21 protein-coding genes and 2 tRNA genes are annotated in these 24270 nt (G+C 73.5%); 14 read left to right on the top strand and 9 right to left on the bottom strand.

Annotation, left to right across the window (positions count from 1 at the left end):
* Positions 1–3: 3 nt before the first annotated feature.
* The 6 genes from ABD875_RS14510 to ABD875_RS14485 all read left to right on the top strand — a co-directional run bounded on the left by ABD875_RS14510 (position 4) and on the right by ABD875_RS14485 (position 4286).
* Entirely contained in the window at positions 4–507 is a 504-nt protein-coding gene (locus tag ABD875_RS14510; RefSeq protein WP_345178242.1) for a PH domain-containing protein, read from the top strand.
* A complete protein-coding gene (locus ABD875_RS14505) occupies positions 494–1453 on the top strand; it encodes an adenylate/guanylate cyclase domain-containing protein (protein ID WP_345178240.1) in 960 nt (319 codons plus the stop codon). The genes ABD875_RS14510 and ABD875_RS14505 overlap by 14 nt, the downstream gene beginning before the upstream one ends.
* A 61-nt stretch (positions 1454–1514) precedes the next feature.
* Positions 1515–1826, top strand: a complete 312-nt coding sequence (locus ABD875_RS14500; RefSeq protein WP_345178238.1) for a winged helix-turn-helix domain-containing protein — start codon at positions 1515–1517, stop codon at positions 1824–1826.
* 16 nt (positions 1827–1842) lie between these two features.
* Positions 1843–2991, top strand: a complete 1149-nt coding sequence (locus ABD875_RS14495; RefSeq protein WP_379187762.1) for a 5-(carboxyamino)imidazole ribonucleotide synthase — start codon at positions 1843–1845, stop codon at positions 2989–2991.
* A 1-nt stretch (position 2992) separates the two neighbouring features.
* Entirely contained in the window at positions 2993–3502 is a 510-nt protein-coding gene (gene purE, locus ABD875_RS14490; RefSeq protein WP_379187760.1) for a 5-(carboxyamino)imidazole ribonucleotide mutase, read from the top strand.
* Between the two features lie 226 nt (positions 3503–3728).
* On the top strand, positions 3729–4286 hold the full coding sequence (locus ABD875_RS14485; RefSeq protein ID WP_425576196.1) for a histidine phosphatase family protein: 558 nt from the start codon (positions 3729–3731) through the stop codon (positions 4284–4286).
* On the opposite strand, the gene ABD875_RS14480 is transcribed toward ABD875_RS14485, so the two are convergent.
* A complete protein-coding gene (locus ABD875_RS14480; protein WP_345178231.1) occupies positions 4267–4533 on the bottom strand; it encodes a hypothetical protein in 267 nt (88 codons plus the stop codon). The two genes, ABD875_RS14485 and ABD875_RS14480, sit on opposite strands and share 20 nt — an antisense overlap.
* Before the next feature lie 31 nt (positions 4534–4564).
* Positions 4565–4903 (bottom strand): DUF2568 domain-containing protein, encoded by a 339-nt coding sequence (locus ABD875_RS14475; protein WP_345178228.1) that lies wholly within the window; start codon positions 4901–4903, stop codon positions 4565–4567.
* A gap of 23 nt (positions 4904–4926) precedes the next feature.
* On the opposite strand from ABD875_RS14475, the gene ABD875_RS14470 reads away from it, so the two are divergent.
* From ABD875_RS14470 to ABD875_RS14435, 8 genes are all read left to right on the top strand, one after another.
* The gene (locus tag ABD875_RS14470; RefSeq protein WP_345178225.1) at positions 4927–5793 is read left to right on the top strand and encodes an alpha/beta hydrolase fold domain-containing protein; all 867 of its coding nucleotides are present in this window, start codon (positions 4927–4929) and stop codon (positions 5791–5793) included.
* Between the two features lie 12 nt (positions 5794–5805).
* Complete coding sequence (locus ABD875_RS14465) at positions 5806–6303, top strand: ribose-5-phosphate isomerase (RefSeq protein WP_345178223.1); 498 nt, start codon at positions 5806–5808, stop codon at positions 6301–6303.
* The gene (locus ABD875_RS14460) at positions 6296–7132 is read left to right on the top strand and encodes an Fpg/Nei family DNA glycosylase (protein ID WP_345178220.1); all 837 of its coding nucleotides are present in this window, start codon (positions 6296–6298) and stop codon (positions 7130–7132) included. The genes ABD875_RS14465 and ABD875_RS14460 overlap by 8 nt, the downstream gene beginning before the upstream one ends.
* 28 nt (positions 7133–7160) lie before the next feature.
* Entirely contained in the window at positions 7161–8222 is a 1062-nt protein-coding gene (locus tag ABD875_RS14455) for a PP2C family protein-serine/threonine phosphatase (protein WP_345178216.1), read from the top strand.
* A 38-nt stretch (positions 8223–8260) separates the two neighbouring features.
* Positions 8261–8334: transfer RNA gene (locus ABD875_RS14450), tRNA-Gly, on the top strand.
* A gap of 45 nt (positions 8335–8379) precedes the next feature.
* Positions 8380–8455, top strand: a tRNA-Pro gene (locus ABD875_RS14445).
* Positions 8456–8594: 139 nt separating this feature from the next.
* A complete protein-coding gene (gene tig / locus ABD875_RS14440) occupies positions 8595–9977 on the top strand; it encodes a trigger factor (RefSeq protein WP_345178213.1) in 1383 nt (460 codons plus the stop codon).
* A 29-nt stretch (positions 9978–10006) separates the two neighbouring features.
* On the top strand, positions 10007–11545 hold the full coding sequence (locus tag ABD875_RS14435; RefSeq protein WP_345178211.1) for a serine/threonine-protein kinase: 1539 nt from the start codon (positions 10007–10009) through the stop codon (positions 11543–11545).
* Here ABD875_RS14435 and ABD875_RS14430 read toward each other — a convergent pair.
* From ABD875_RS14430 to ABD875_RS14400, 7 genes are all read right to left on the bottom strand, one after another.
* Positions 11542–13587: a transglutaminase TgpA family protein gene (locus tag ABD875_RS14430; protein ID WP_345178208.1), complete on the bottom strand. Its 2046-nt coding sequence runs from the start codon at positions 13585–13587 to the stop codon at positions 11542–11544. The genes ABD875_RS14435 and ABD875_RS14430 overlap by 4 nt on opposite strands.
* Complete coding sequence (locus ABD875_RS14425; RefSeq protein ID WP_345178207.1) at positions 13584–14732, bottom strand: DUF58 domain-containing protein; 1149 nt, start codon at positions 14730–14732, stop codon at positions 13584–13586. The genes ABD875_RS14430 and ABD875_RS14425 overlap by 4 nt, the downstream gene beginning before the upstream one ends.
* Before the next feature lies 1 nt (position 14733).
* Positions 14734–15723: an AAA family ATPase gene (locus ABD875_RS14420; protein ID WP_345178205.1), complete on the bottom strand. Its 990-nt coding sequence runs from the start codon at positions 15721–15723 to the stop codon at positions 14734–14736.
* Between the two features lie 14 nt (positions 15724–15737).
* On the bottom strand, positions 15738–17996 hold the full coding sequence (locus tag ABD875_RS14415) for a fibronectin type III domain-containing protein (RefSeq protein WP_345178204.1): 2259 nt from the start codon (positions 17994–17996) through the stop codon (positions 15738–15740).
* On the bottom strand, positions 17993–22294 hold the full coding sequence (locus tag ABD875_RS14410; RefSeq protein ID WP_345178202.1) for a type VII secretion EssC family protein: 4302 nt from the start codon (positions 22292–22294) through the stop codon (positions 17993–17995). Before ABD875_RS14410 ends, ABD875_RS14415 begins: the two co-directional genes overlap by 4 nt.
* Before the next feature lie 35 nt (positions 22295–22329).
* Positions 22330–22593, bottom strand: a complete 264-nt coding sequence (locus ABD875_RS14405; protein ID WP_345178200.1) for a hypothetical protein — start codon at positions 22591–22593, stop codon at positions 22330–22332.
* Between the two features lie 62 nt (positions 22594–22655).
* Positions 22656–24236 carry a peptidoglycan-binding domain-containing protein gene (locus ABD875_RS14400; RefSeq protein WP_345178197.1) on the bottom strand — a complete coding sequence of 527 codons (1581 nt, stop codon included), beginning with the start codon at positions 24234–24236 and terminating at the stop codon, positions 22656–22658.
* Positions 24237–24270 lie beyond the last annotated feature (34 nt).

Below are 24270 nucleotides of genomic sequence, written 5' to 3'. Positions count from 1 at the left end.
CCCGTGGCCATCTCCAGCAAGCTCCTGAACCCGGGCGAGAAAGTCATCATCGACACCCGGACGCACGTCAAGGCGCTGATCGCCCCTGTCTTCTTCCTCGTCGTGCTGCTGGCGATCGGCACCTACTCCGAGGTCTCGCTCGACAACCGCACGTTCAAGTGGGTCATCTGGGCGGTCCTCGCCGTCGGCATCGTGTGGTTCGTGCTGAAGCCGCTGGTGATCTGGGCGACCGCGACGTACACGTTCACCGACCGGCGGCTGATCACCCGCAGCGGCGTCATCGTGCGCCGCGGCCACGACATGCCGCTCGCGCGGATCAGTGACATCGCCTACGAGTTCGGCCCGATCGACCGGCTGCTCGGCTGCGGGACCCTGGTGATCTCCGACGCCAGCACCCACGGCCAGATCGAGCTCCACGACATCCCGCAGGTCGAGGACGTCCAGCGCAAGGTCAACGAGCTCCTGCTCCAGGCGCACGGCACCCCGGGCGGACATGAAGGGGTCTGACTCCCCGCCCGACGCCGAGCCCTCGGTCCTCGGCGAGCCGCCGGTCTTCAACGCGGTCGACATCTCGGAGCAGACGGGCGTCGACATCGAGGAGGCCCGCCGGCTCTGGCGCGCGCTCGGGTTCCCGACGACCGGGCTCGAGGCCGCGTTCTCGCCGGCGGACTCCGAGGCGCTGTCGACCATCCACGAGATCGTCGAGTCCGGCCTGATCGACCTGGACACCGCGGTGAACCTCACCCGCGGCGTCGGCCAGACCATGGCGCGGCTGGCGGACTGGGAGGTGGCCTCGCTGGCGCAGGTCATCGACGAGGAGGACGCCACCGGGGCGGGCGACCTGCTGCGGGTGCTCGACGCGATGGGCAAGCCGTTCGAGCGGCTGCTGATCTACGCGTGGCGCCGGCACCTGGCCGCCGCGGCCGCGCGGGTGCAGGCGTTGCGCGCGAACGAGGAGGACCTCAACACCGTGCAGCTGACCGTCGGGTTCGCCGACATCGTCAGCTTCACCGAGCTCTCCAACCGGCTCAGCGAGGAGCGGATCGGCGACCTCGTCGAGCTGTTCGAGTCCCGCTGCTCCGACGTGGTCTCCTCCCAGCACGGGCGGGTCATCAAGAGCATCGGGGACTCGGTGCTGTTCGTGAACGGCGACCCGATCCGCGCCTACGACACCGCCGACGGGATCATCAACGTGGTCGGTCGGGACTCGCGGATGCCCGACGTCCGGGTGGGCCTGGCCAGCGGGTCGGTGGTGATGCGGCTCGGCGACGTGTTCGGGCCCCCGGTCAACCTCGCCGCACGGCTCACGGCGGTCGCCCGCCGCAACCGGACGATCATCGACGCCGCGACCGCCGAGCTGCTGCCGGCGGACGAGTTCGAGACCCGGCGACTGCCCGGCCGGCCGGTCCGCGGGTTCGGTGTGGTCGAGCCGGTCGCCGTACGCCGGATCTGACGCAAAGTAAAACTTCCGCGGTCCCGCACCACGGGGTGCCTGGTGTTCCTACCGTGTGAAGATGATCGAGGTGCAGGACGTACGGCTCGATCCCGAGACTCGCCGGACGTGGCGCGGCACGGAAGAGGTCGTCCTGTCTCGGAAGGAGTTCGACCTCGTCCGGGCGCTCATGGAGCGTGCCGGCGACATCGTGAGCCGTGACGAGCTGATGAGAGACGTGTGGGGCACGACGTTCTGGACGTCGTCGAAGACCATCGACGTCCACCTGGGCTGGGTGCGGCGCAAGCTCGGCGACGACAGCAGGCACCCGCGGCTGATCACCACGATCCGGGGTCGGGGGCTGCGGTTCGAGACCGAGGACCGCACCGGCTAGAGGCGGCCCTTAGAGTTTGGGCGTGCTCGCACCGACTCTCGCTGTCATCGGCGGCGGCCAGCTGGCCCGGATGATGGCGGAGCCCGCTGCCGCCCTGGGGCTCCCGCTACGTCTGCTCGCCGAGGCCGAGGGCGTGTCGGCCGCCCAGGTGATCCCCGACCAGCTGGTCGGCGACTACCGCTCGCTGGACCTGTTGCGCGAGGTCACCGACGGCTGCGCCGTGGTCACCTTCGACCACGAGCACGTCCCGACCGAGCACCTGCACGCGCTCGAGGCGGGCGGCATCGCCGTACGTCCCGGGCCGGGCGCGCTCGTGCACGCCCAGGACAAGGGCGTGATGCGCGCGCGGCTGGCCGAGCTCGGCGTCCCGTGCCCGCGCAACGCGCTCGTGTCGTCGGTGGCCGACGTCGAGGAGTTCGGCTTCCCGTGCGTCCTGAAGACCACGCGCGGCGGGTACGACGGCAAGGGCGTGTGGTTCGTGCGCTCCGCCGAGGACTGCGGCGATGCCTTCGCGTCCGGCCACGCGGTCCTCGCCGAGGAGCTCGTGGACTTCCGCCGGGAGCTGTCGGCGCTCGTCGCCCGCTCGCCCAGCGGCCAGGCCGCGGCGTACCCCGTCGTCGCCTCGACGCAGAAGGACGGCATCTGCCACGAGGTGATCGCGCCGGCGCCGGACCTCGCGCCCGCCCTGGCCGGCGAGGCCCAGGAGATCGCGCTGCGGATCGCCGGCGCCCTCGACGTCACCGGGATCCTCGCGGTGGAGCTGTTCGAGACCACCGACGGGCGGATCCTGGTCAACGAGCTCGCGATGCGGCCGCACAACACCGGCCACTGGAGCCAGGACGGCGCCGTGACGTCGCAGTTCGAGAACCATCTGCGCGCCGTGCTCGACCTGCCGCTCGGCTCGCCGGCGCCGCGGGCCAGGTGGACCGTGATGGTCAACATCCTCGGCGGCCCCGACGCCTCGGTCGGCCGGCTGTACGACGGCTACCCGCACGCGCTCGCGCGCGACCCGTTCCTGCGCGTGCACCTGTACGGCAAGGAGCTGCGTCCCGGCCGCAAGGTCGGGCACGTCAACGCCTACGGCGACGACCTCGACGACTGCCTCGAGCGCGCGCGGCACGCCGCCGCGTGGTTCCGCGGCGACCTGGGAAATGAGAGTGAGTGAGATGGCATCTGTCGGCATCGTGATGGGCTCTGACTCCGACTGGCCGGTGATGAAGGCCGCCTCGGAGGCGCTGGCCGAGTTCGACGTCGCCTTCGAGGCCGACGTCGTCTCCGCGCACCGGATGCCGGAGGAGATGCTGGAGTACGGACGCTCCGCCGCCTCGCGGGGACTGTCGGTGATCATCGCCGGCGCCGGGGGAGCGGCGCACCTGCCGGGCATGCTCGCGGCCGTCACGCCGCTGCCCGTCATCGGCGTACCCGTCCCGCTGAAGTACCTCGACGGCATGGACTCGCTGCTCTCGATCGTGCAGATGCCCGCCGGCGTCCCCGTCGCCACCGTCGCCATCGGCGGCGCCCGCAACGCCGGCCTGCTCGCCGTCCGCATCCTCGCCGCCACCGACCCGGAGCTGCAGGCTCGCATGGTCGAGTTCCAGAAGTCGCTCAAGGAGGCCGCCCAGGAGAAGGGCGCCGTCGTCCGCAACGACTCTGCCGGGCGCCGCGTCGGGTTCTGACGGGGTCGGTGGACGAGGTCCTGTCTCGAAAACCACCGTCGTTGGACCTACGAACGCATCGGCCCCGGCACCTTCGCCTGGACCAGCCCCACGGCCAGCTCCACCTCGTCACCACCGACCGACATATCCGCTGACCCCCAACCCCGCCGGCCGAGGTCGGCGGGGCAGCGGTCGTGTCCGCCCCGGCCATCGAGCGCCGCAGCAGCGGACCCGGTTCAATGGGCGCGTGAACGAGCTCTGGATGGTGCGGCACGGCAGGACCGAGTGGAGTGCGGCGGGCAAGCACACGTCGCACACCGACGTGCCGCTGCTGCCCGAGGGCGAGGAGGTAGCGCGGTCGCTGAAGTCGCGGCTGGCGGACGTGGGGTTCGTGCAGGTGCTGACGAGTCCGCGGCTGCGCGCGCGCCGTACGGCGGAGCTCGCGGGGTTCCCCGACGCGACCGTCGAGGAGGACCTCGTGGAGTGGGACTACGGCGCGTACGAAGGGGTCACGACCAAGGAGATCCGCGAGACCGTGCCGGGATGGACGGTGTGGAGCCACCCCGTGCCGGGCGGCGAGACGTCGACCGAGGTGCAGGAGCGGCTGGACCGGGTGGTGCGCCGGGTGCGCGAGGCCGACGGGCCGACGCTGGTGTTCGGGCACGGCCATGCCCTTCGCGCGCTCGCCGCGCGCTGGCTGGACCTCCCGGTGACGGAGGGACAGCACTTCCAGCTCGACACGGCCACGGTCTCGGTGCTCGGCTGGGAGCACGAGGCGCCGACGATCAGGCGTTGGAACGCGTGATCAGCGCCCGCATCTGCTCCTGGTGATGCGCCGTCATCACGGCGAGCAGCGCAACCGCGGCGGAGCACACGGTGAGGATCACCGAGATCCCCAGCCAGACGCCGAGCCACATCGACTCGTCGGCCTCGGCGAGCCGGTTGGCGAAGGCCAGCCAGGCGCCGACACCCAGCGCCATGAGGAGCGCGGCCAGGCCGGCGCGGTAGTAGACGGTCTCTGCTTCGGTGGATCGAGACGGGTATCCCTCCATGGCGGGCATCCTGCCCAGCCACGCGGTCGCGCTAACCGACCTCGTCGACCAGCCCCGAGACGCTCGGCAGGAGGGCGAGTGCGTTGACGGCGACCGAGAAGACCAGCACGACGACGGCGAGACCGGTGAGGCCGGACTCCCAGTATCCGTAGGCCCCGAGCCCGAAGACCAGCACCTTCACGACCGGCCGCCCGACCGGGTGGCCGAACCGCGCCTTGGGGGAGGCGAAGAAGTTCCACGCGAGCATCCCGGCCGCGCCGAGCACGAAGGACCACAGCAGGCTGGGCAGCCCCCAGACGAAGAGCCCGCCGATCGCCAGCAGCTCGGACACGAACACGAGGGTGAGCACCGTCCAGCCGAAGACCTTCACGGGTCGACGCTAGCCTTCCGCGCATGCTGTTCCCCGAATCGCGCCGCGCCCTCGAGGCGTACGCCGCCGAGACCCCGGTGTTCGCCGACGGCTACGACATCGCCGCGGCGCGGGAGCAGGCGCGCGCCCTCGCCGCCCAGGAGCCACGCGAGGACGTGGCCGACGTCCAGGACGTCGACGCCGACGGCGTACCGGCCCGCCTCTACACGCCGGACAGCGCGGGGGCAGCGACCATCGTGCACCTCCACGGGGGAGGCTTCGTGTTCAACGACGTCGAGGTGCACGACGCGAGTGCGCGCCGGCTGGCCAACCGCAGCGGGCTGCGGGTGCTGAGCGTCGACTACCGGCGCCCGCCCGAGCACAAGTTCCCCGCCGCGACCGACGACGTCGCGACCGCCGCGGGCTGGGCCGCGCGCACCCTCGGCGGTCCGCTGGTCGCGCACGGCGACAGCGCCGGCGGCAACCTGGCGCTGGTCGACGCGCTCCGCCACCCCGGGAGGTACGTCGCGGTGGCGCTGATCTACCCGTTCCTCGACCCGAGCGCCGGGTTCGACTCGTACCGCACCCACGCCGACGGCTTCGACCCGCGCGAGGGCGCCTGGTACTGGGAGCAGTACGCGACGCCGTCCGACCACACGAACCCGCACCTCGCGCCGCTGCTCTCGGACCGGCTCGGCACCCTGCCCCCGGCGCTCGTGGTCACCGCCGAGCACGACCCGCTGCACGGCGAGGGCGAGGAGCTGGCGCGGCGGCTCGCGGAGGCTGGTGTCGAGGTCGTGGCGACCCGCTACCTGGGTCAGCTGCACGGCTTCTGGAGGCACCCGCGGGTGTTCCCGTCGGCGGAGCCGCTGATGCGGCAGGTCGCCGGTTTCCTCCGCATCCACTGCTGACAGGATGTGCCCATGCGCGTGCACCTCGGCTGCGACCACGCCGGCCTCGACCTCAAGGACCACCTGTCTCGCTGGCTCACCGACCACGGCTACGAGCCGGTCGACCACGGCCCGTTCCAGTACGACGCGCTCGACGACTACCCCGTCTTCTGCCTGCGGGCGGCCGAGGGGGTCGCGAAGGACCGGGCCGAGGGTCTCGACAGCCTCGGGGTCGTGATCGGCGGCTCCGGCAACGGCGAGCAGATGGCGGCCAACAAGGTGATCGGCATCCGCGCCGCGCTGGTGTGGTCCGAGGAGACCGCCCGGCTCGCCCGCGACCACAACGACGCGAACGTCATCGCCGTCGGTGGCCGCATGCACCCGCTCGAGGACATGACCCGCTTCGTCGAGGTCTTCCTGGCCGAGCCGTTCAGCAACGACGAGCGCCACGTGCGCCGCATCGGGCTGATGTCGGACTACGAGCTGACCCGCGTGCTGCCGCCGCTCCCGGCGTCGGCGACCGATGCCTGAGGGGCACACCCTCCACCGGCTCGCGGACCAGCTCACCGCCACGTTCGGCGGCCGGCCGGTCCGCGCCGGCAGCCCGCAGGGCCGGTTCGCCGACGCGGCACAGCTCGTCGACGGCCAGGTGCTGCTGGGCGCCGAGGCGTGGGGCAAGCAGCTGTTCATCGCCTTCCCGGACGAGCGGTTCGTCCACGTGCACCTGGGCCTGTACGGCAAGTTCGACGTGTACGACGGGGTCGCCGACGTACCCCCTCCGGTGGGCCAGGTCCGGCTCCGGCTGGTGGGGGAGCGTGCCTACGCCGACCTGCGGGGCGCGACGACCTGCGCCCTCGTGACCCGCGAGCAGCGCGACGCGGTGGTCGCCCGGTCCGGCCCGGACCCGTTGCGCGCCGACGCCGACCCCGACCGCGCCTGGCAGCGGATCCGTCGCAGCCGGGCGCCGATCGGCGCCCTGCTGATGCAGCAGGAGGTGCTCGCCGGCGTCGGGAACGTGTACCGGGCCGAGGTGCTGTTCCGGCACCGGATCGACCCCATGCGACCCGGCAGCACGCTGCGGGTCAGCCAGTGGCAGGCGATGTGGGACGACCTGGTGGTGCTGATGCGCGAGGGCGTCCGCACCGGCCGCATCGACACCGTCCGACCCGAGCACACGCCCGAGGCGATGGGCCGGCCGCCGCGGCGCGACGACCACGGCGGCGAGGTGTACGTCTACCGCCGCAACGGCCAGGCCTGCCACGTCTGCGGCACCACGATCCGCACGACGGAGCTCCAGAACCGAAACCTGTTCTGGTGCCCGCAATGTCAACGTAGGTTCCGTTCGCGAGCACTACAGTGAGCGCACCCGAGCCCGAGGATCGACCCCGATGAGCACACGTCCCATCCGCCGGTTGACCGGACACCGGATCTCGTCCCAGCAGCGGACGCTGGTCCTGCTCTGCGTGCTCACGGGGATCCTCACCGCAGGTGTGCTGATGTGGCCGACGACGGCCCCGCTCACCGGGCTGACGGTCCCGCTGCTGCTCGGCAGCCTGCTGCTCGGGCCGCGCGAGCTGCCCTGGTTCGTGGTGTTCGTGATGGTCTGCCTGATGTTCACCATCGCGGCGCAGGAGGAGATCACCTCCCGCATCGTGCTCGCGATCAGCATCCAGTTCCTGCTCTGCTTCATCGTGCTGGTCACGTCGTTCCGTCGCTCGCGGCTCGGCGTCGGTGGCGTGATGGGCGAGTCGATGTTCATCGACCTGCGCGACCGGATCCTCAGCCAGGGCGCCGTCCCCGACCTCGGCGACGGCTGGATGGTCCAGGGCGCGCTGCGCTCGGCGGGAGGTACGCCGTTCGCAGGCGACTTCGTCGTCTCCACGCGACCGCGGCACCGCAACAGCTACGAGCTCGTCGTCGTCGACGTCTCCGGCAAGGGCGAGCAGGCCGGGACCCGCGCGCTGCTGCTGTCCGGCGCGTTCGGCGGCCTGATCGGCGCGCTGGCGCCGGGCGACTTCCTGCCGGCCGCGAACGACTACCTGCTGCGCCAGGACTGGGACGAGGGCTTCGCGACCGCGATCCACCTCTCGCTGGACCTCGACACCGGGGCGTTCGAGCTGCGCATGGCCGGGCACCCGCCGGCCGCCCAGCGTGACGCCGGCTCCGGCCGCTGGACCGTCCACGAGGGCGAGGGGCCCGTGCTCGGGCTGATCGAGGACGCGGAGTTCTCGGTGGTGAACGGCGTGCTGCGCCGCGGCGACGCCCTGATGCTCTACACCGACGGGATGGTCGAGACCCCGCGGCGCGACATCGGGCTCGGCATCGACCGGATGCTCGGCCAGGCCGAGGGCCTGCTGCGCGGCGACTTCGACGGGGGCGCGGACCGGCTCGTCGACGCGCTCGGGTCGGAGAACGACGACCGCGCGCTGGTGCTGGTTCATCGCCGCTGACCGGCTTGTGGCACCATGACACCCGCGCTTCGGTGCACGCGGATGTAGCTCAATGGTAGAGCCCCAGTCTTCCAAACTGGCTACGCGGGTTCGATTCCCGTCATCCGCTCCAAGCAGGGTCCGGGCCACGCCGCGCGTGGTCCTGGACCCCGTTTGGCGGGGCGTAGCGTAGTGGCTAGCGCGCCTGCTTTGGGAGCAGGAGATCGCAGGTTCGAGTCCTGTCGCCCCGACCACGTGTCACCCACCGTGGAGCGCAATTGTGAGTGCGTGTCGGGCGGGAAGTAGGCTGCCCTGAGGCTTCCGGGACGGATCGCGTCCTCGCGTCCGGGCCCCGATGCACCCACCATCATCTCGAACAGTAGGAGAAGACCTGTGAAGAGCGCCGTCGAGACCTTGAGCCCGACCCGGGCCAAGCTGACCGTCGAGGTGCCCTTCGAGGAGCTCAAGCCGAGCCTCGACGCGGCGTACAAGAAGATTGCCCAGCAGATCAACGTGCCCGGCTTCCGCCGCGGCAAGGTCCCGCCCGCGGTCATCGACCGCCAGGTCGGTCGCCCCGTCATCCTCGACGAGGCGGTGAACGAGGTCATCCCGAAGAAGTACGTCGAGGCGCTGCAGGAGCACTCCCTCACCCCGCTGGCCCAGCCGGACATCGAGGTGACGAAGTTCGAGGACAACGAGACCCTCGAGTTCACCGCCGAGGTCGAGGTGCGTCCGGAGATCACCCTCCCGTCGTACGAGGGCGTCGAGGCCAAGGTCGAGGACATCGAGCTGAGCGACGCCGACGTCGACGAGCAGGTGGAGGCGCTGCGTGAGCGGTTCGCCACCCTGAGCGACGTCGAGCGCGCGGCCGCCGACGGCGACTTCGTCGTGCTGGACCTCAAGGCCACCCGCGACGGCGAGGCCATCGAGGGCGCCGAGGTCAGCGGCATGTCCTACAAGGTCGGTCGCGGCGGCATGCTCGACGGCCTCGACGAGGCGCTGGTCGGCATGTCCGCCGGCGACGAGAAGACCTTCACGTCCCAGCTCGTGGGCGGTGACCTGGTCGGCGAGGACGTCGAGGTGGTCGTCAGCGTCAGCCAGGTCCAGGAGCAGGAGCTCCCCGAGCTGGACGACGAGTTCGCGCAGATGGCCTCGGAGTTCGACACCGTGGCCGAGCTGACCGAGGACGTCCGCGAGCGCCTCGGCCGCGGCAAGCGCCTCGAGCAGGCCGCGGCCGCCCGTGACGCGGTCCTCGAGGTGCTGCTGGAGAAGGTCGAGATCCCGCTGCCCGAGACCGTCGTCACCGACGAGCTGAACGCCCGCCGCCAGAACATCGAGCAGCAGCTCATGTACGCCGGCCTCACCATGGACAAGTACCTCGAGGACGAGGGCCAGACCCTGGAGGAGTTCGAGGCCGACCTCGAGCGCCGGGTCCGCGACGCCGTCGCCGCGCAGTTCATCCTCGACGAGATCGCCAAGGTCGAGGAGTTCGGCATCGACCAGGCCGAGCTCTCCGAGCACCTCGTGCGTCGCGCCCAGCAGTCCGGCCAGGACCCGCAGGAGTTCGCGAACCACATGTTCGAGCACAACCACATCCCGGACCTGGTCCAGGAGATCCTGCGCGGCAAGGCGCTGGCGAAGATCGTCGAGTCCGCCGTCGTCACCGATGCCTCGGGCAACACCGTCGAGCTGAAGAACCTGCGCCCCGACGGCACGATCGGTGAGCCGGAGGCCGAGGCGGCCGAGGGTGCTGCTGAGGAGAAGACCGAGGAGTGATCCGCCCTGGTCCTGGGTAGAAGCCCAGCATGACCAGGCATCCGGGGGTGGTCGGCAGCGAGGACGCTGCCTGGCGACCGCACCCGGAACCGCGCAACGAACCCACGGAGTCGCTCGCCGGGTACGACCACCTCACGGAGGTCGGCCGTGGCGGCGACTCCGTGGTGTTCCGGGCCCGTGACGTCGCGATGAACCGCGACGTCGCGATCAAGGTGCTGCAGACCGACGACCCGCGCGCGGTCGCGCGGTTCCGTCGCGAGATCGACATCACGGTCCGGCTCGGCCGGCAGCACCCCAACATCGTCAACATCCTGACGACCGGGACCACCGACTCCGGCCACCCGGCGATCGTCATGGACTTCTACGAGGGCGGGTCGCTGCACGACCGGCTCCGCTCGCACGGCCCGTTGCCGGTCGACGAGGTCGTGACGATCGGGGCGGTGCTGGCCGACGCGCTCGCGTTCGCCCACTCCCACGGCGTCCTCCACCGCGACGTGAAGCCACAGAACGTGCTGGTGCTCCCCACGTCCTGGGTCCTCGCGGACTTCGGGATCGCCCGGCTCGTGGACTCCGAGCACACCTCGACGGTCGAGACGTTCACCTACCGGCACGCGTCGCCGCAGATCCTCGACGGCGAGCCGCCCACCGAGGCCGACGACCTGTGGTCGCTGGGCTCCACGCTCTACACGCTCGTCGACGGACAGCCGCCGTTCGCGAGCGACGACCCGCACGACGACTCCGCGCTGGCCTACCTGCGCCGCGCCCGCACCGAGCCCCACCGCCCGCTCACCGCTGCCGGGACGACCCGGCTCGCGACGGTCATCGACCGCTGTCTCACCAAGGACGTCGAGTCGCGGTGGTCGTCGGCCGAGGAGCTGCGCGACGCCCTGGACGCCCTGCGGGTGACCGCGTGGCAGCCGGGGGAGCCGCAGCCCGACCTGCCCCCGGTCCAGCCGGACCCGGTCGCGCTGTCGGTGCTCGCGCACGCGCCGCGCGAGGTCCCGGACGAGGCGCCGACCGGCACCCGGCCTCCGGAGCCGGTGGCCCCACCCCCGGCGCCGCCGCCGGTCGCGCCGCCCGCCGAGCCCGCCGAGCGCGGCGGCCGTCGCCGCAAGGCGCTGCTGATCGGCCTGGGCTGCACCGCGCTGCTGGTCGGCTCGGTGCTCGGCATCGCCGGCGCCGCGCTGCGCGGGGACGACGACCCGTCCGCGGAGCCGCCCCCCGCCGACCTCGGGGGCGCCATCGACTCGCTGCCCGCGATGCCGCAGGAGTCGGGGGACCCGCAGCTGGACCGCGCGGACCCGCAGCTGGCGTTCGACATGCTGTCCATCCGCAGCGACGGCACCTCGGTCGCGGTGAAGTGGAACGACCTGGCCGACGGCGAGGTCAAGTACGTCCTCGCCCAGACCCGGCCGACCAGGACCTGGGTCGACGAGTTCCCGGCCGACGAGACCGAGGGCGTCGTGCCGTTCGTCGTGGACCGCGGCGAGCGGGCCTGCTTCGTGATGACCGTCGTGATGCCGGACCTCAGCATCGGGATGACCCGGCCGCGCTGCGTGACGCGCTAGCGGCGCAGCACCCGCGGGTCGAGGTGCCACCACCAGCGGCGCCACCGCGGCACCGTCGCGCGGGCCGCCCGGCGGACCTCGCGGACCTCGGCGGCCGGGCGGTCCAGCACGGTCGTGCCCGCCGGGCCGAACGCCGCGCGCTCGGCGCGTGCGGCCACCTCGGTCGCCCCGCTGGTGCCGAACCACTGGTCCGCGCGCGCCGCGACCTGCGGCGCGGTCGCCCAGGCAGGGGGCGGCTCGCCGGCAAGGATCAGCGCGTCGTAGACCTCCGCCCACGCGCCGGTCGCGCCGCGGCGGCGGTGCCGCAGCGAGCGGACCAGGCGGGCGACCGCGAGGACCAGGAGCGGTACGGCGACCAGCGCGGTCCCGGAGGCGACCAGCACCCAGCTCGGCAGGCCGAGGCCGGCGTCGGCGGCCCGGGCGACCGGGGGCGGCTCGGCGGCGGGGACCGGTTCCGCGGACTCCGTGGTGGGCGCCGGCTCGACGTCGGGCGCCTCGGCGAGCTGGGGCCGGCCCTGGGTGAACGTGTCGTCGTTGGGCGTCGGCGCGAACGGCACCCAGCCGAGGCCCTGGAAGTAGACCTCGGGCCAGGCGAGCGCGTCGCGGCCGCGGATCACGCGGGTGCCGTCCGGCTGCCGGTCACCGGGCCGGAAGCCGACCACCAGCCGGGTCGGCAGCCCGGCCCGGCGGGCGAGCACGGCGAACGCGGTCGCGAACTGCTCGGAGGTCCCGACCTGGTCGTCCGGCTCGGTGCCGAGGAGGAACCGCTCGATCCGCCAGAACGCCGAGCCCGAGATCGCGCGGGGCGAGAGCCGCCGCCCCTCCCGGACCGCGGCCTCGATCGCCAGCGCCCGCACGTAGGGTCCGCCGTCCGGGGTGACCCGGTCGGCGTACGCCGCCAGCGCGCCGCTCAGCTGGGGCTGGTCGAGGTACTCGAGCGCGGGCCCGCTGGTCGGCACGGTCGCGCCGACCAGGTCGGCCGGGTCGGGCTCGTCGGCGACCCCGGTCACGACGTAGCGGGTGTCCGGGTCGGGGTCGGGGTCGTGCAGCGTGCCGGTCGTGACGTCGACGAGCGCGTCGGGCTCGCTGACCTCGATCGGGTCGCCGGGGGAGGGCAGCCAGCTGCCGCCCAGGCCCGCGAACTGCACCTCGACGGTCGCGGTGCGCCGCCGGTCGCCCGTCAGCGGCGTGTCGACGGCGGTGCCGAACGGCGCGTAGCGCGTGGCCGCGCGCCACTGGGCGCCGTCGTACTCGTCCAGCGTCACCAGCCGCAGGGGCACGGCGTCGCCGCTCACGAGGAGCAGCTCGTCGTCGGGGTTGGCGGCCCAGGCCCCGAGCTGGGGCAGCGGGCTGGCGGTCTCGATCACGGTGACCGGCGGGTCGACGACCGTGCGGGGGTCGAACGCGCCCCGGGCCGGGACGAGCGCGACCGAGGCCAGCCCGCCGACGAGCACGACGAGCGCGGGCCCGGCGACGAGCAGCCGGCGCCGGGAGGGCTCGGTGTGCTCGTCCAGCAGTACCCAGCCGAGCACGGCGAGCACCACGAGCAGCACCGCGAGGATGCCCCACGGGTCGCCGCGGCCGGTGGTGAGCAGGGCCGCAGCGACGTACAGCAGGACGCCCGCGGCGACCGGCCCGACCCGGGTGCGGCTCTCGGCGCGCAGGCCGGCGAACAGCGCGACGAGGCCGGTGAGCAGCACGACCGGGGCGAGCAGGTCGGCGCGCAGGGCGTAGGGCTGGGGCGCGGTGAGCAGGAGCGGCACGGAGTCGGTCACGGTGCCGCGCAGCGAGGTGTCGCTGCGCGCCGACATGAGGTACGCCGTCAGCACGAGCAGCAGCGCGAGGACCGAGGTCGCGGCCCAGCGCGAGACGCCGAGGGCGACCACGCCGCGCAGTAGCAGGATCGGCACCAGGGCGGCGGCGAGCAGCAGCACGACCGGCTGCCAGCCGCCCCAGGCGGCGGCCAGGGCGATCGCACCGACCGAGACCAGACCGGCTGCCCACGCGGTGAGCAGCCAGGGGTTCCGGGCGGTCGAGGTCATCGGGCGGCCGCCTCGTCCCAGGCCGCGGCGAGCGACAGGGATCCGGCGCCGCGCAGCAGCAGCACGCCCGCGCGCTGCTCGGCGGCGACCAGCGGCAGCGGGTCGACGGCGGCGACCACGCGGGTCGCGGCGTCGCCGAGCAGCAGGCCGAGCTCGTGGCGGTCCGCCTCGGACCCGGTGACCACGACCGCGATGTCCTGCCCGGGCGGCAGGTCGCGGGTCACCTCGCCGGAGCCGGCCACGTCGATCTCGGCGAGCAGCCAGTCGAGGTCGTGCGCCTCACGCTGGGGGAGCCGGGTCGGCGAGCCCGGGACGTGCACGCCGTGCCGGCCGCTGACGGTGCGGAACTGCAGCGGGTAGCCCCGGTCCACGGTCACCCGGCACAGTGCGGCGACCAGCTCGACGGCCTCCTCGAACGGCTCACCCGGCCCGCCGTAGCTGCCGACCCGGTCGTCGAGCAGCACGCACACCTGCGGCTCGGCGGGGTCGGCGTCCTCTCGGACCATCAGCGTGCCGGTGCGGGCGCTGGTCGGCCAGTGCAGGCGGCGCAGGTCGTCGCCCATGGCGTACTCGTGGAGGCCGACCAGGTCGGTGCCGCCGTACTCCAGGCTGAGGTCGCTGCCGGCCGGGGCGTGCCGGTGGCCGGGCATCAGGTCGCCGAGGGGGATCCGCCGCGGGAGCACGCGCACCTGCTCGACCCGGCCGGTCTCGGTGGAGGTCGCGGCCATGCCGGCCAGGCCGTAGCGCCGCAGGTGCACCGGCCCGACCGGCAGCAGGCCGCGTCGCGGGGTGGGGATCGGGTAGCTCACCGCCACGGTCGTCGCCCCGGGCGTCTCCGGGAGCTCGACCGGGACCAGGGTGCCGTCGACCTCGTCCATCGCGTCGAAGCGGACCAGGCCCCGGCGCCGGCGGCCGGTGAGCCGGAGGGTGCCGGTGCACGGCTCGTGGCGCACGACCACGGTGGGACTGACCTCGCGGTGCACCTCGACGTGGGAGGTGGCGAGCACCGAGACCAGCTCGGCGACCACGATCACGACCAGGGCACCGCCGAGCCCCGCGACGAGCGGGTAGTGCCAGGCGAGCCCGGCGACCACCAGCAGCGTGCCGAGGACGAGCGTCGCCCACCCTCGCGCGGTGAGCGGCATGTCAGCCCTCGTCGGGCTGCGGCGGCGACACGGTCTCCAGCACGTCGTGGACGACCGACGCCGAGGTGTGGCCGGCCAGCACGGCGTCACGGGTGAGGACCGTGCGGTGGGCGAGCACGGCCTCGGCGAGCCGCTGCACGTCGCTCGGGACGACGTAGTTGCGACCCTGCGCGGCGGCGTACACCTGCACGCACCGCACCAGGGACCGCAGCCCGCGGGTGCTCGCGCCGAGCCGGACCCGCGGGTCGTTGCGGATCGCGACGCCCAGGTCGCGGATGTAGCGCAGCAGCAGGTCGGCGACGTGCAGGCCCGCGAGCCGCTCGGCCAGGGCGGCGACCTCGCCCGGCGTGGTGACGACGGGTACGTCGGCGACGCGCCCGGCCGTGCCACCGGGCCGGAGCACCTCGATCTCGTGCTCGGCGTCGGGGTAGCCCAGTGAGGTCCGCACGAGGAACCGGTCGAGCTGGGCCTCGGGGAGCCGGTAGGTCCCGTCGAGGTCGACGGGGTTCTGGGTCGCGATGACGACGAACGGGTCCGGCACCAGGTGCGCGGTGCCGTCGACGGTGACCGTGCGCTCCTCCATCACCTCGAGCAGCGCGGACTGGGTCTTGGCGGAGGCCCGGTTGATCTCGTCGGCGAGCACGACGTTCGCGAAGACCGGACCGGGCCGGAACCGCACCTGTCCGTCGCGGGGGTCGAACACGGTGGTGCCGGTGACGTCGCTGGGCAGCAGGTCCGGGGTGAACTGCACCCGCCGCACCTGGCCGCCGAGGGACCGGGCGACCGCGCGCGCCAGCGTGGTCTTGCCGGTGCCGGGGACGTCCTCGAGGAGCACGTGCCCGCCGGCGAACATCGCGACCAGCACGAGGTCGACGACCCCGCGCTTGCCGTGGACCGCGCTCTCGACGGCGTCGCCGACCCGGTGGTGCAGCTTCCGGAACTCGGTGATGTCGTCCTCGGTCGGGCTGAAGGGTGAGACGACGGTGGTCACGGGGTCTCCTCTGCTCACGAGCACCGGAAGCAGGACGGGGCCTGCTCGGTGGTCCACTCGAAGCGCTCGCTGGTCACCGACTCGGTCCCGTTCGATGCCGTGAACACGATCGAGTGGCGGCGCACGCCGTTGTCCTGCTTGCGGGTCATACCCGTGTCGATCGGCACCGACACGTTGGTCGCGTCGCAGCGGAACTGCACCGGCTCCTGGGCGGTCTGGTTGCCCTCGTGGGTCCAGCTGCACGTGCCGGGGAACTCCCGCCAGGACTCGGGCGGCGACAGCGTCAGCCGCGTGGTGCCGACGCCGTACCAGGACAGGCCCTGCCAGGTGTGGCTGAAGCCGGTCACCAGCTGCCGGTCGGCCACGGGCAGCGTCGGGACCTCGGGGCCGTTGTACGTCAGGGTCGCCTTCTTCGCGGGGCCGGTGCCCTTGGCGTTGACGGCCCTGATCGTGACCGTCACCGGGCTCGGGTTGCAGTACGTCGTGGCGCAGGTCGAGATGAACGTCGCGCTGGTCGCACCGGCGACATCGGTGTGCTGGCTGCCGTTCGCGTCGGTCATGTCGACGGAGTAGCTGACGATCGGCGAGCCGTTGTCCTCGGCCTCGGACCAGCGGACGGTGATCGTGGCGGTCGTGTCGTCGGGGTTGCCGGCCACCTCGCCGAGGATGCCGGTGACGGCGCCCGGGAGGCCGGAGGTGTTGACCGGGTTGGACGGCGCGGACGTCTCCGGCGGCTCGCCCTCGCGGATCGCGGTGACCGTGAACCGGTGCGTGCCGGGCTGGGCGGGTACCGACGTCTGGCGCTCGACGCCCGAGACGGTGACCAGCACCCCACCGCCCTCCTCCTGCACGGTGAACTCGTCGGCCGGGTCGCCGCCGTGGTGCCAGGTGACCTCGACGCCGCCGGACGGCATCTCCACGGCCAGGACCCGGGTCGGGGCCTCGAGCGGCTGCGGGGCGTCCGGGTCGTACGGCGGCTGCCCGGACGGCTCCGGGTCGGGATCGGGCGTCGGCTCGGTGCTGGGGTCCGGCTCGGGCTCGGTGACCGGGTGGGCCGGGCGTGGGCCGGAGCCGGGTGCGGGAACGGCGGGGTTGGGGACCGGGTTGACCGGACGGACGGGGACCGGCGGCGCGACCGCCTGCTGGGTGCCGCCGCCGGACTGCTGGAGCGGGGTGGCGTAGCGGGTGATGGTCGACACCGACCCGTCGGCGTGCACGACCGCACCCTGGGTCGCGCCGGGGACGTTGATCAGCAGGGTGCCGTCGTCGAGCACGAGGTCGGGGTCGCCCTGGTCCTCGTTGACCTCGATGTCGGAGCCGGCGCGCTGGCCGTCCGCGGTCAGCCGGACCACGCGGCCGGCGCCGGAGCACGGTACGTACACGAGTCCCTCGAACACCTCGGGCCGGCCGGGCTCCTCGCAGCCGATGGTGGAGACGTCGACGATCCGCACCCCGCCGCTGCCGACGATCGCGACCCGCCCGGTGTCGGGGGAGGCGGCCGGCACCAGGTCGGCGGGCGCGGAGGTGGGGACGGCGAGCTCGCCGCCGAGCCCGACCGCGTCGGCCACGACGTCGTCGTCGGTGCCGACCTGGACCACGATGCCCTCGTCGGCGCCGAACACCGTGACGCCGCGGTCGTGGCCGACCAGCGCGGAGCGGGCGCCGCTGTGGTCGATCTGGCGGGTGTCCTCGACGACGAAGCGCAGGCTGGAGGTCGACCAGCGCAGCTCGGTGAGGAGGCCCTGCGGGTCGATCGCCCACACCCGGCCCGTGCCGTCGATGGCGGCGTCGACGATGCCCTCGGGCGAGCTCCACATCTCGCCGATCGGGTCGGTGGTGACCGGGTCGATGGACGCGACGGTGCCGCGCTCGCGGTCCAGGAGGAACACCGCGCCGTCGTCGTGCAGGACGTCGGTCGCGTCGCCCGGCGCGACCTGGCGGGCGCCGGACGTGAGCAGGCTGGTGAGGTCGAACGACGACAGCTCGCCGGTCGTGCGGTTGGTGACGATCAGCCGGCCGTCGTACTGCGCCAGCGCGAGCTCGTCGCCGGCGTCGCCGACGTCGAGCTCGGCCTCCGGCCGGCCGGTCGCCGGGTTGACCTCGATGACCTGGCCGGTGGGGTCGTCGGTGAACCAGGTGAGGCCGTCGGCGATGTCGACGGCCGTGCGGGTGACCCCGTTGCCGAACAGCACGCCCGCGACGAGCGACGCGGCCACGACGACCACCGACAGCTCCGCGGTGCCTCGGGCCGAGCGCCCGTGCTGCCGCTTCATTCCGCCTCCCGAGTGTGCGGTGTGGTGCCGACTTCGATGCCTGCGTGGGTCACGAGCTGCGCCACCCACGCCGATCCGGCTTCGCACCACAGGCCCCGGCCGGGGCCCGTCAGCGGCTCGGTCGTCTTGCTGGGCACCGTCACCCCGAGGACATCGCCATCGTTCCACTCCGGCTGGAGGATGAAACCCCGGCGGCCCTGGCGTGCGGCGCTCACCAGGCCGTCCGGCCCGCCGCGCTGCTTGGCCATCGTCATGTCTGCCGTGACGACCGTCCCGAGCCGGGTGCCCGGGTCGGCCATCGCCTGTTGCAACGAGCCGAGGGCGGCCCGGGTCACGTCGTCGGTGGCGGCGTGGGCGTCCCACTGGTGGGCGTCGTCGACGAGCAGCAGCGCCCAGTCCTGCGGGTCCCGCTCGGCCGAGCGCCACGCGTCGACCTCGGCGGCCGCGGTCACGGGGTCGCCCGCGCGGATCACCCGCGGCGGCCGCTCGGCCCGACCCACCAGCGCGGCGAGCCCGTCGAGGGCGCTGGTGCGACCCGACCGGGAGCGGCCGGCGATGACGACAGGGGGCCCGAGCAGGTCGACCTCGACGACCGCCACGGCGTCGGCGTCGACCGCCAGCGCGACCCGGCTGCCGGACGGGACCGGCAGCGCCTGCTGGTCGAGCCGCGCCGGCATCGAGGGGACGGGTGCGGCGCCCCGGCCGGCGACGGCGGGGGCCAGCAGGGTGCCGATCGCCTTGACCCGCTCGGCCTGCACGGGTGTGCCGGCGCCGCCGGTCGTGGCGACCTGGACGCCGCTGCGGTTGAGCAGGCCCGCTCCCGGCGCGCTGTCCGCGTCGAGGACGTCGGCACGGACGCCGAGCATCAGGTAGTCGTCGGTCGTGGTCATCCGCAGCACGATCCGGCGGCCGAACGTCGCCGCCAGCGCGGTGGGCACGCCGGTGCGGCCGGGCGCCGTCGCGATCACGTGGATGCCGACCCGGCGGCCGTTCTGCAGCACGTTCTGGATGTGCTCGAGGTGCTCGCGGGCCACGCCGCCGGACGACTCCAGGCTCTCGACCAGGGCGGGCAGGTTGTCGATGACGACGTACACCCGCGGCAGCGCGGTGCCCATCCGGGCCAGGTCGTCGAGGTCGGAGCAGCCGTGGGACGCCAACGCGGAGGTGCGCTCGGCGACGGTGCGCCGCAGCAGCCGCAGCAGCCGCAGGACCCGGCCCTGGTGGCTCTCCGGCACCACGGCCTCCACGGTGGGCAGGCCCGCGATCGCCGCCAGGCCGCCGCCGGCGTAGTCGATGCCGTAGACGTACGGCGCCACGCCCTGCGACCCGAACGCGTCGCCGAGCGAGGCGGACAGGACGGTCGTGCGGAGCAGCTCGGTCTTGCCGGAGCCCGAGGCGCCGTACACGAGGACGTGGCCGACGGAGGCGAAGTCGACGAGCAGCTCCGGCTGCGTCTGCTCGCCCGGCTCGTCGATGCGGCCCAGCACGACCCGGCCGGTGGGGCGCTCGACGGCGCCGGCCATCAGCTGGTCCGGCTCGAGCAGCAGCTCCGCGGGCAGCGGCGGCAGCCACGGCCGCTTCGGCGGCGCGGCCTCGGTGCGCGCGAACGCGGTGCGGATCGTCGTCACGCAGCGCACCAGGTCGGTGCGCGGGTCCAGCCGGACCTCCTCGCCGAGCCCGGTCTCCAGCGACCCGGCGGCCGAGAACGCCTGCACGCGCACCTTGTTCTCGCTCGCGTCGACCGGCTGCCGCGCGCCGGTCCAGGCCGACTGCACCAGCTCCGCCGTCCCGTGGCCGGTACGCCGGATCCACGCGCGACCGGGGGTGCGCCGCGAGATCCGGGCGGCCTCGGGGGAGTCGATCACGTCGCGTGAGTCGTCGGCAGAGGAGACGCGCAGCGCGATGCGGAGGTCGGTGTTGGCGCGGATCGGGCCGGTCACGACGCCCGCCGGGCGCTGGGTCGCGAGCAGCACGTGCATGCCGAGCGAGCGGCCGCGCTGGGCGAGGTTGACCATGCCGTCGACGAACTCGGGGACCTCGCTGGTCAGGGCCGCGAACTCGTCGACGCAGATCAGCAGCGACGGGACGGCGGCCTCGGGGTGCTCGCGCTCGAGCTGCACGACGTCCTTCACGCCGTACTCGCCGAGCAGGTGCTCGCGCGCGGTGATCTCGGCGCCGAGCGAGGTGAGCGCGCGCTGCACCAGCGCCGGAGTGAGGTCGGTGATGTAGCCGACCGTGTGCGGCAGGTCCGCGCACTCGCGGAACGCGGCGCCGCCCTTGTAGTCGACGAGCAGGAAGTTCATCCGGCTCGGCGGGTTGTTGAGCGCCAGCGAGCAGATCAGCGACTGCAGCAGCTCGCTCTTGCCGGAGCCGGTCGTGCCGGCGACCAGGCCGTGCGGGCCGTCCTCGCGCAGGTCGATGGTGACGGTCCCGTCGATGCCGGCGCCGATCTGCGCGCGCAGGCCGGACGACTGGCTCCACCGGCGCAGGACCGCGACGATGTCGTCGAGGTCCTCGAAGTCGCTGCTCACCTCGGGCAGCCGCACCACGGCGGGGATCGCGGTCGACGCGGGCAGCACGGCGGCCTCGTCGACGTACCCGGTCATCGAGCGGGCGCTGCGCCAGGCGTGGTCGAGGGTGACGACGTCGGCGGTCTCGATGCGGCTGATGCCGCCACGGTCGCGGACGCCGACCTCGCCGGTCGTGAGGTCGATGCGCAGCCCGGTGGCGGCCGGCACCTCGTCGGGCTCCGCGCCGAGCCAGACCAGGTGGAGGTTGCGCTCGGGCGCGGCCGCGGCGACCGCCTCGACGGTACGGCGCGGGATCCCGGCGTGCTCGTCGACGAAGCAGATCGTGTGCCCGGAGTTGCCGTCCTCGGCGACGAGGCTCTCGAGCAGCGCCGTCGCCGGGCGGGCGCCGATCGCGACCGGCGGCTGGCCGCCGACGCGGGTGGTGGCGTGCGGGAGCCAGCGCAGCCACGCCTCGTGCTGCCGCCGGCCGCGGCCGAAGCAGCCGGCGACGCTGACCTCGGACGGCGAGTGGTCGAAGCCGATCCGCAGCAGCATCGAGCGCGCCAGCGCGTCGACCTGCTCGTCGGGACCGGTCAGCGCGACGACCGTGTGCGCGGCGAGGTCGGCGAGCACGGGCATGTCCTCGAGCTCGTCGCGCTCGGCGAGCTCGCCCGCCACCTCGCGCCGCGACGGGCGGTCGCCGCCGTCCTTGATCGCGCCGCGCAGCATCGCGGGCACGGTGCCGATCCCGAGCCGCGTCACGAGGAACGCCTGCCGGTCCTCGGCGCGCGCCCAGAGGTACTTGTCGCGCGAGGCGGCCCGGGCGCGCACGGTCTCCGCGTCCGGGTAGTCGTCGTGGAACTGCTGGCGCTGCCGCACGGCGTGGTCGTCGAGGACGGTCAGCAGCTGGTCGACGTCCTCACGCCACTCCGCCTTCTCCTCCTCGAACTGCTTGCGGGCGCTGCGCTTCTGCTGCCACCAGCCGGCCGCGCCGAGGATCGGCCAGGCCAGCATGTAGACCACGGCGTACGGCGTCTGCGACCGCATGAAGATCGCGACGCCCATCACCATCGGCAGCATCAGCATTGCCCACGGCAGCGGGGACGGGCGGTTCTTGGTGGGTGGCGACGGGAAGTCGATGACCTCGTCGAGCAGCGGGTCGCCGAACCGGGGCGGCCGGAAGACCGAGACCGCGGCCTCGTCGCCGGGCACCTCGCCGGGCTCGATGACCAGCGTGCTCCGCCCGAGCTGGATCGGGGTGCCCCAGTCGATCTCGCGGGCGCTGGTGACGCGCTCGCCGGCGACGCTGGTGCCGTTGGCCGAGCCCTCGTCGTAGACGGTGGGACGGGCGCCGAGGATGATGCGCGCGTGCTGCTGGGAGACCAGCGGGTCGGTCAGCCGCAGCGTGCACGTGGGCGCCCGGCCGAGGGTCAACGAGGTCGAGCGGACGTGCAGCCGCTGGCCGCGGTCCGGTCCGTCGGTGACCCGCAGCACTGCGCGCGGCCGCGCGCTGGTGTTCACCCGGGTCAGCCAGGACGCCGGCGCGGACACCACGTCGACGAGGTCGCCGGTGCGCAGCCCGCACTCGGCGAGCGGCCGGTCGGCGGGCCAGGGGACGTTGCCGTCCAACGGGACCAGGTGGAGGTTCTGCTGGTCGGGCGCGACGTGCCGGCCGAACGCGCGCGCCAGGTCGGCGACGGTCGCGCCGGGCCGGGCCTGGACGTGCACGTCCACCGACGGGAGGCCCGACTCAGGAGCTGGTCGCAGCGACAGGATCCAGCTCTGCATGTCGGGCCTCCCGGGGTGGTGACGGGCCGGTCAGGTCAGTTGGAGACCTGCTCCTGCTCCTGCGCCTGGTTGTTGATCAGCGTGGAGAACTCCTGCAGCGAGTTGACGACCTGCGTCAGCATCGTGCGGTAGTCCGACTGCCAGGCCTGGCGGGTGCGCTCGGCGTCCGGGCCGATCCACTCGAAGCCCTCGATGACCTGGGTGAGGCGGCCGGTGAGCTGCTCGAGCTCGGAGGCGCCCTGCGTGATCTGCTGCGCCGACTGCCGACCGGCCTCGACGTCCATTCCCTTCATGGGCATGGGATATCTCCTTCTCTAGGGGTTGCTGCACTGGTGGGTGGGGAGCGGGGTGTGTGGTCCGACTACTGGCCTCCCATGCGGCGGCGGACGGCCGCGGTCGCCTCGTCGCTGGTGATCCGGCCGTCGCGGTTGAGGTCGAGGCCGGCGTTCTGCGGGTACTCCCGGCTGCCCTGGACGAAGAGGTCCTGGCCGGGTCCGGTCGGGTGGCCGGCGAGCACCGAGGTGTAGAGGCCCTCGAGGCTGCCGATCCGGCCGTGGTGCTGGTCGAGGTACCGCTCGACGTACGGCAGCTGCTGCATCGGCGTCATCCGGGCCAGCTCCGCGGTGGTGGTGTCGAGGCCGCGGGCGGTGTCGGGCATGAACTGGATCAGCCCGGTCGCCCCCGAGCCCGCCCGGTTGGGCGTGTCGGCCGCGAACGAGCCGCCGGTCTCGAAGCTCATGACGGCCATCAGGTGCTCGGGCTGAGCACCCGTGCGCTGGGCGACGCCCTCGACCGCGCGCAGGAACTCCGGCGTCACGTTGGCGTTGCCGCGCACCCCGGCGATCTGGTTGTAGTCGTAGCCGCTCGGGGCGTTGTAGCCGGAGCCGTGGTTGATCTGCAGCGGGTGGTCGGCGCGGTAGGCGTCGTAGGCCCGCTCGGTGTTGCCACCCCACTGGCCGTCGACGCCCTTGGTGTCGTAGCCCGCGTCGGTGAGCCGCTGCTGGAGGTCACGGACCTCCGGTCCGCTGCTGCCGCGGCCGTTCTGGCTGGCGAGCCGGTCGATCGTGGCGTCCCCGCCGCTCGAGCGGGCCGCGAGGGCCGCGCCCCCGACGCCGGCCGCGGCCGCGCCGCCGGCGATCGCCGCGGCGGCGCCGTACGACGGCGACGAGCTGTCGCCGGTCGCGACCGGGTCGCCGGTGCCGGTGTGGCCCACGGTGCCGAGCGAGTCGGCGCCGGGGGAGGCGCCGCCGAAGCCCCCGGCGGTCGACGCCGAGCCCGTGGAGTCCGGGTTGCCGGCGATGCTGCCGGTGCCGTCGCCGCCGATGCTGCTGGTCCCGAGGGGGGCGCTGCCGCCCCCGCCCGAGGTGCCACCACCGCCGGCCGAGCCGCCACCGCTGACCGGGGTGACGTCGCCGCGCTGGTGGGCGCCGCCATCGAGGCCGTGCGCGGCGCCGATCGACGTCGCGGACCCGACGCCGCGGGCGTCCCCCGAGGCCGGCGTACCGGTGTCGGAGCTCCCCTCGCCGTCGACGGCGTCGGCGATCGCGTTGACGATCGCGATGCCCTGCAGGGCGTCGCCGATGATCGTGCCCGCGAACGGCTGGACGCTGCTGTCGCCGGTGACCTGGGGCGTGTACGTCGGCAGGGAGCCGAAGTCGACGCTCTGGCCCTGGCTGGCCTGGTCCTGCGCGTCGGCGTTGGCGTTGAGGACCTGCGCGAACAGGCCGAGCGCCATGGAGATCTTCTGCAGCCAGGGGACCACGACGGTCTCGAGGTACGTCGCGTACGCGGCGCTGGCTCCGCCGCTGAAGAACGAGGCGGCGCGCAGGATCGCGATCAGGGCCTTGAGGTAGGCGATCACCTGGTCGGTGGTCTCCTTGCCGTCTTGGCAGACCTGGCCGGCGTCGCGGAGTTCGTCGGTGTCTGCGCCGAGGAACGACATCGGCTGCTCCTTCGTGCTGGGGGTGTTGCCGGGA

It is taken from the genome of Nocardioides caricicola (assembly GCF_039541135.1).
Classification (GTDB): domain Bacteria; phylum Actinomycetota; class Actinomycetes; order Propionibacteriales; family Nocardioidaceae; genus Nocardioides; species Nocardioides caricicola.
This window is presented reverse-complemented; position numbering and strand designations above follow the sequence as displayed.

What these genes read in the sequence shown, in the direction of transcription:
- ABD875_RS14505 (WP_345178240.1), top strand. Translation starts at nt 494, where the DNA reads ATGAAGGGGTCTGACTCCCCGCCCGACGCCGAGCCCTCGGTCCTCGGC.
- ABD875_RS14500 (WP_345178238.1), top strand. Translation starts at nt 1,515, where the DNA reads ATGATCGAGGTGCAGGACGTACGGCTCGATCCCGAGACTCGCCGGACG.
- purE (WP_379187760.1), top strand. Translation starts at nt 2,993, where the DNA reads ATGGCATCTGTCGGCATCGTGATGGGCTCTGACTCCGACTGGCCGGTG.
- ABD875_RS14480 (WP_345178231.1), bottom strand. Translation starts at nt 4,533, where the DNA reads ATGGAGGGATACCCGTCTCGATCCACCGAAGCAGAGACCGTCTACTAC.
- ABD875_RS14470 (WP_345178225.1), top strand. Translation starts at nt 4,927, where the DNA reads ATGCTGTTCCCCGAATCGCGCCGCGCCCTCGAGGCGTACGCCGCCGAG.
- ABD875_RS14465 (WP_345178223.1), top strand. Translation starts at nt 5,806, where the DNA reads ATGCGCGTGCACCTCGGCTGCGACCACGCCGGCCTCGACCTCAAGGAC.
- ABD875_RS14460 (WP_345178220.1), top strand. Translation starts at nt 6,296, where the DNA reads ATGCCTGAGGGGCACACCCTCCACCGGCTCGCGGACCAGCTCACCGCC.
- ABD875_RS14455 (WP_345178216.1), top strand. Translation starts at nt 7,161, where the DNA reads ATGAGCACACGTCCCATCCGCCGGTTGACCGGACACCGGATCTCGTCC.
- ABD875_RS14435 (WP_345178211.1), top strand. Translation starts at nt 10,007, where the DNA reads ATGACCAGGCATCCGGGGGTGGTCGGCAGCGAGGACGCTGCCTGGCGA.
- ABD875_RS14430 (WP_345178208.1), bottom strand. Translation starts at nt 13,587, where the DNA reads ATGACCTCGACCGCCCGGAACCCCTGGCTGCTCACCGCGTGGGCAGCC.
- ABD875_RS14425 (WP_345178207.1), bottom strand. Translation starts at nt 14,732, where the DNA reads ATGCCGCTCACCGCGCGAGGGTGGGCGACGCTCGTCCTCGGCACGCTG.
- ABD875_RS14415 (WP_345178204.1), bottom strand. Translation starts at nt 17,996, where the DNA reads ATGAAGCGGCAGCACGGGCGCTCGGCCCGAGGCACCGCGGAGCTGTCG.
- ABD875_RS14410 (WP_345178202.1), bottom strand. Translation starts at nt 22,294, where the DNA reads ATGCAGAGCTGGATCCTGTCGCTGCGACCAGCTCCTGAGTCGGGCCTC.
- ABD875_RS14405 (WP_345178200.1), bottom strand. Translation starts at nt 22,593, where the DNA reads ATGCCCATGAAGGGAATGGACGTCGAGGCCGGTCGGCAGTCGGCGCAG.
- ABD875_RS14400 (WP_345178197.1), bottom strand. Translation starts at nt 24,236, where the DNA reads ATGTCGTTCCTCGGCGCAGACACCGACGAACTCCGCGACGCCGGCCAG.